This is a genomic window from Streptomyces sp. 8N706 (assembly GCF_052245415.1).
Taxonomy (GTDB): domain Bacteria; phylum Actinomycetota; class Actinomycetes; order Streptomycetales; family Streptomycetaceae; genus Streptomyces.
Genome location: NZ_JBQQBW010000230.1, coordinates 1 through 1,868 on the forward strand (window position 1 = coordinate 1; position 1,868 = coordinate 1,868).

At 76.6% G+C, this 1,868-nt stretch carries 1 protein-coding gene; it reads right to left on the reverse strand.

The annotated features are described in order from the left end of the window. A partial coding sequence (locus ACTWQE_RS33985; protein WP_443332948.1) for a [protein-PII] uridylyltransferase occupies positions 1–1,855 on the reverse strand: 1,855 nt, incomplete at its 3' end. Positions 1,856–1,868: the final 13 nt, after the last annotated feature.

Consider the following 1,868-nt stretch of genomic DNA (forward strand, 5'->3'; position numbering starts at 1 on the left):
GCACCGGTCCGCCGGTGCGCCAGGCCTCCATGGCCAGCCGCTCCTGCTCCACCGTCGGCTCCATGGCCGCCGTCCCGTCCTCCACGGGCTCGCCCGCCAGCACGGACCGGACACGCTGCACCAGATCGGCGACGAGTGAGCCGCGCCAGGCGCTCCAGGCTGCGGGACCAGTGGCCAGGGCGTCGGCCTCGGTGAGGGCGTGCAGCAGTTCGAGCGTGCTGGGGCTGCCCACCGCGTCGGCCACCGCGCGGACGGTCGCCGGGTCGTCGAGATCACGCCGGGTCGCCGTCTCCACCAGCAGCAGATGCTGTCGTACCAGGGTGGCGAGTACGGCCACGTCGGCGCGGTCGAAGCCCAGGCGGGAGGCCACATCACGGGCGATGATCTCGCCGGCGACGGAGTGGTCGCCGGGCCAGCCCTTGCCGATGTCGTGCAGCAGGGCGGCCACCAGCAGCAGGTCGGGCCGGCCGACCCGGCGAGTGAGGGCGGCGGCGCGGACGGCGGTCTCCACGAGGTGCCGGTCGACGGTCCAGCGGTGCACGGGGTTGCGCTGCGGACGGCACCGCACCCGCTCCCAGTCCGGCAGCAGCCGGGTGATCAGCCCTTCCGCCTCCAGCGCCTCCCAGACCGCAACCGTCGGCGGGCCCGCACCGAGCAGGGTGACGAGCTGCTCCCTGGCTTCGGCGGGCCACGGCACGGACAGCGGGCGCGCCGCCCCGGCCAGGCGCCGTACCGCGTGCAGCGAGAGCGGAAGCCCCGCCTGCGCTGCGGCGGCCGCAGCGCGCAGCGGAAGCACGGGGTCGCGTTCAGGGCGCACCGTGCGGGCGAGCACCACCTCGCCGTCCTGCTCCACCACGCCCTCGGCGAGCGGGGTGCGCTCGGCGCCGTACTCCCCCGGCGCGCGGCTGCCGCGTCCCCCCAGCAGCCCGCGCAGCCGGGGCCGCATGGCCCGTGAGCGCAGCACCCGGCCGACCTCGCGCCAGGTCACGTCCCCGGCGTACGACACGGTGCGCGCGGCCTCGTACACCTGCCGCAGCAGGGCGTCGGCGTCCAGCAGGCCGAGGTCGGCGGCGACCTGGTCCTGTTCCTGCAGCGCCAGCCGGTCGGTGGCCCGGCCGGTGGCCAGATGCAAGGCGTCCCGGGCGTCCTCCAGCCGTCTGCGTGCCTCCTCGAGGCCCTCGCGCGGCGCGTCGGCGAGCCAGGAGGCGGCGACAGCCCGCAGCGCCGTCAGGTCGCGCAGACCGCCCCGCGCCTCCTTGAGGTCCGGCTCCAGCAGGAACTGCAGTTCCCCCTGGCGCTGGGCGCGCTCCAGGCTCAGTTCGTGCAGCTCCGGCAGCCGCTTGGGGGCCTGGTTGCGCCAGTCGGCGAGCACCGCGGTGCGCAGCCCCGCCGTCATCCCGGCGTCGCCCGCGATGTGCCGGGCGTCGAGCAGCCCGAGCTGGACCTTCAGGTCCTCGCCCGCCGTCTTCCGCGCCTCGGCCGGGGTCCGTACGGAGTGGTCGAGGGCGAGTCCGAGGTCCCACACCGGGTACCAGACCCGGTCCGCCAGGGAGGCCACGGCCCCGGCGCCGGCGGACCCGTCGTGGAGCAGCAGCAGATCGAGGTCGCTGCGCGGGGACAGCTCGCCGCGGCCGTATCCTCCGACCGCCACGAGCGCGACACCGCTCGTCCCGGCGGCCTCGGCCGCTCCCGCGAGCAGGGCGGCCAGCCACTCGTCGGTGAGCCGGGCCAGCCCAGCACGGCGCGGCGGCCCGGACTGCGACCCCTCCTGGAGGAGTCGCAGCCGGGCCGCCGCGTAGCCGCTGGGTCCCGAGCCGGACGTGTCCTGCTGCTCTTCGAGGCTCTCCGCTGTCACTCGGGCTCCTGCC